Below are 3,959 nucleotides of genomic sequence, written 5' to 3'. Positions count from 1 at the left end.
TAGAAGATTAATTTATGATAACACTATTTCATCAAAAATTAGATAACTTAGAACAATTTAAGGTTAATATAGTACAAATTGATTATGCAGTAAGGACATATTTTTATAAAAAATCAATTTATAAAATAATGAAAAAATTACAACACCTTGTAATACTCCTCACCACATCGTTGCTATTTTTAACCAGTTTTGCACAAACTCAAAATGCAAATAAGAGTAGTTTGGAAATTAAATTAATACAATTATTTCCTGGGGCAGAAGTTAACAAAATCAAAGACTTTGAGAATTTTTCAGAGTCTTATGAATTAGTTCTAAATGAACCTTTGGATCACAAGAATCCTAAAAAAGGAACTTTTAAGCATTATATCTATTTATCGCATCTTGATTTCAAAAAACCAATGATTATTGAAACAGAAGGATATGCTGCTCGATATAGAAAAAACAGAATTAAGCAGTTTGTTAAACGCCAATCAGCTTATTGTTGAATATCGTTTTTTATGGAAAATCAAGACCTAACCCAATTCAATGGCAGTATCTTACAAACGATCAAGCGATTGCCGATTACCATACTATTGTCACAAAACTAAAACAATTGTATACCGGAAAATGGGTCTCAACAGGAATTAGCAAAGGTGGAGAAACCACCTTAATTTATAAATCGAAATATCCAAATGATATAGATGTTGCCGTTCCCTATGTGGCTCCGTTGATAAATACCCAAGAAGATCCACGAATTGAACAGCATTTAGCCACTATAGGGACATCCGAATGCCGAAAAAAAATAACAGCATTTCAGCGTAGTTTACTGCAAAATAGAGCAAGTCTAATCAATGAAATTCAAGCGTATGCGGAAAAGGAAAAAATGATATTTACAGCCGTTTCTTTGGATGAAGCATTAGAGTATAGTGCACTCGAATTTCCTTTTTCTTTTTGGCAATGGGGCGGCAAATGCGAAGAAATTCCAAACAGTACAGCATCCTCAAAAGAACTTTTTGAGTATATGAACAAAATTGTAGGCATTGGGTCTTATAATGACCAAAGCTACTACGACCTTTTACCCTCATTTTATCAACACATGAGTGAATTAGGCTATTACGGTTATGATTTTACTCCTGTAAAAGATTTGTTAACCACAGTAAAAAGTTCTTCAAATAATCGATTTGCTCCAAAAGATGTCGCAATACAATATAACCCAAACTACATCAAAAGCGTTAGAGCTTACGTTGAGAATAAAGGCTCAAAGATATTGTATATTTACGGAGGTTATGATACATGGGTAGCTTGTTCCCCCACTCCAAAATCAAATCTTGATGCCTTAAAAATGGTCTTGCCAGAAGGTAGTCACGCAACGAGGATAAAAAACTTTCCGAAAGAGGAACAAGAAAAAGCAATACAACTTCTTAAAAAATGGCTGCTTGCAAACTAATTTTTTGAAATAGTAAACTATAAAGCGAATCTTTTTAATTCTTTTGCAAATGATGGAAAAGGTATGCTTACAATCTTATTTCAAAACTAAAAAACACTTTCAAAAACAAAATAAAATGAACAAAAAGAAAATCCTTTTTATTCTTGTATCTATTGGTATAGTCCAATACGGATGGACTCAAAAGCACTTTCCCAATTTAGCAGCAGCCAAAAACAATATCGATTACAAAGGCAACCCTAAAAATGCTACGGATAGAAATCCATTAGCTTTTTCGGACAAAGGCGCTTGGTTTGCCTTTGGATTCTTGGACGCTTCCGGAATTCAAGCGGGATTTTCGGGTCCATTTTTAATGACAGAGCAAAACGGTGTTTGGCTAAGCCCTTCTTTTGTTGCCCTTCAACTTCAGGATGAAAACAAACAAGAGGTCATTCACTGGAAAAGCGCATTGGTGCAACAAAACAGTTACAACAGTCATTTAGAGCAAGAATTTAAAAGCGAAAAAAATAAGGATCAAACAAGAATTAGTTTTTTTGATCGAGGTATTCGGCATTGCAAAAAACTAGCAATGCCGAATACCTGATCAAAAAAACTAACACTTTTTCTTCTTATTTTTTCGCTTTTAAATTCTTGCTCTAAATGACTGTTGTAACTGTTTTGTTGCACCAATGCGCTTTTCCAGTGAATGACCTCTTGTTTGTTTTCATCCTGAAGTTGAAGGGCAACAAAAAGAAGGGCTTAGCCAAACACCGTTTTGCTCTGTCATTAAAAATGGACCCGAAAATCCCGCTTGAATTCCGGAAGCGTCCAAGAATCCAAAGGCAAACCAAGCGCCTTTGTCCGAAAAAGCTAATGGATTTCTATCCGTAGCATTTTTAGGGTTGCCTTTGTAATCGATATTGTTTTTGGCTGCTGCTAAATTGGGAAAGTGCTTTTGAGTCCATCCGTATTGGACTATACCAATAGATACAAGAATAAAAAGGATTTTCTTTTTGTTCATTTTATTTTGTTTTGAAAGTGTTTTTAGTTTTGAAATAAGATTGTAAGCATACCTTTTCCATCATTTGCAAAAGAATTAAAAAGATTCGCTTTATAGTTTACTATTTCAAAAAATTAGTTTGCAAGCAGCCATTTTTTAAGAAGTTGTATTGCTTTTTCTTGTTCCTCTTTCGGAAAGTTTTTTATCCTCGTTGCGTGACTACCTTCTGGCAAGACCATTTTTAAGGCATCAAGATTTGATTTTGGAGTGGGGAACAAGCTACCCATGTATCATAACCTCCGTAAATATACAATATCTTTGAGCCTTTATTCTCAACGTAAGCTCTAACGCTTTTGATGTAGTTTGGGTTATATTGTATTGCGACATCTTTTGGAGCAAATCGATTATTTGAAGAACTTTTTACTGTGGTTAACAAATCTTTTACAGGAGTAAAATCATAACCGTAATAGCCTAATTCACTCATGTGTTGATAAAATGAGGGTAAAAGGTCGTAGTAGCTTTGGTCATTATAAGACCCAATGCCTACAATTTTGTTCATATACTCAAAAAGTTCTTTTGAGGATGCTGTACTGTTTGGAATTTCTTCGCATTTGCCGCCCCATTGCCAAAAAGAAAAAGGAAATTCGAGTGCACTATACTCTAATGCTTCATCCAAAGAAACGGCTGTAAATATCATTTTTTCCTTTTCCGCATACGCTTGAATTTCATTGATTAGACTTGCTCTATTTTGCAGTAAACTACGCTGAAATGCTGTTATTTTTTTTCGGCATTCGGATGTCCCTATAGTGGCTAAATGCTGTTCAATTCGTGGATCTTCTTGGGTATTTATCAACGGAGCCACATAGGGAACGGCAACATCTATATCATTTGGATATTTCGATTTATAAATTAAGGTGGTTTCTCCACCTTTGCTAATTCCTGTTGAGACCCATTTTCCGGTATACAATTGTTTTAGTTTTGTGACAATAGTATGGTAATCGGCAATCGCTTGATCGTTTGTAAGATACTGCCATTGAATTGGGTTAGGTCTTGATTTTCCATAAAAACGATATTCAACAATAAGCTGATTGGCGTTTAACAAACTGCTTAATTCTGTTTTTCTATATCGAGCAGCATATCCTTCTGTTTCAATAATCATTGGTTTTTTGAAATCAAGATGCGATAAATAGATATAATGCTTAAAAGTTCCTTTTTTAGGATTCTTGTGATCCAAAGGTTCATTTAGAACTAATTCATAAGACTCTGAAAAATTCTCAAAGTCTTTGATTTTGTTAACTTCTGCCCCAGGAAATAATTGTATTAATTTAATTTCCAAACTACTCTTATTTGCATTTTGAGTTTGTGCAAAACTGGTTAAAAATAGCAACGATGTGGTGAGGAGTATTACAAGGTGTTGTAATTTTTTCATTATTTTATAAATTGATTTTTTATAAAAAATATGTCCTTACTGCATAATCAATTTGTACTATATTAACCTTAAATTGTTCTAAGTTATCTAATTTTTGATGAAATAGTGTTATCATAAATTAATCTTCT

5 protein-coding genes are annotated in these 3,959 nt (G+C 33.5%); 3 read left to right on the top strand and 2 right to left on the bottom strand.

Features of this window, described 5'->3' with window-relative positions:
• The first annotated feature begins 128 nt into the window (after positions 1–128).
• The 3 genes from BXU11_RS18195 (at position 129) to BXU11_RS16925 (ending at position 2,006) form a co-directional block, all read left to right on the top strand.
• A complete protein-coding gene (locus BXU11_RS18195) occupies positions 129–485 on the top strand; it encodes a hypothetical protein (RefSeq protein WP_223253771.1) in 357 nt (118 codons plus the stop codon).
• Positions 482–1,426 (top strand): S28 family serine protease, encoded by a 945-nt coding sequence (locus tag BXU11_RS16930; protein ID WP_223253770.1) that lies wholly within the window; start codon positions 482–484, stop codon positions 1,424–1,426. Before BXU11_RS18195 ends, BXU11_RS16930 begins: the two co-directional genes overlap by 4 nt.
• 115 nt (positions 1,427–1,541) lie before the next feature.
• Complete coding sequence (locus BXU11_RS16925; RefSeq protein WP_189318559.1) at positions 1,542–2,006, top strand: hypothetical protein; 465 nt, start codon at positions 1,542–1,544, stop codon at positions 2,004–2,006.
• 120 nt (positions 2,007–2,126) lie between these two features.
• Here the strand turns inward: BXU11_RS16925 and BXU11_RS16920 are convergent, their stop codons facing one another.
• Entirely contained in the window at positions 2,127–2,423 is a 297-nt protein-coding gene (locus tag BXU11_RS16920) for a hypothetical protein (protein ID WP_223253769.1), read from the bottom strand.
• A 220-nt stretch (positions 2,424–2,643) separates the two neighbouring features.
• Complete coding sequence (locus BXU11_RS16915) at positions 2,644–3,831, bottom strand: S28 family serine protease (RefSeq protein ID WP_223253768.1); 1,188 nt, start codon at positions 3,829–3,831, stop codon at positions 2,644–2,646.
• Between the last annotated feature and the right edge of the window lie 128 nt (positions 3,832–3,959).

This window comes from Flavobacterium sp. LM5, from assembly GCF_002017945.1.
In the GTDB taxonomy this organism is placed as follows: Bacteria; Bacteroidota; Bacteroidia; order Flavobacteriales; family Flavobacteriaceae; genus Flavobacterium; species Flavobacterium succinicans.
This window is presented reverse-complemented; position numbering and strand designations above follow the sequence as displayed.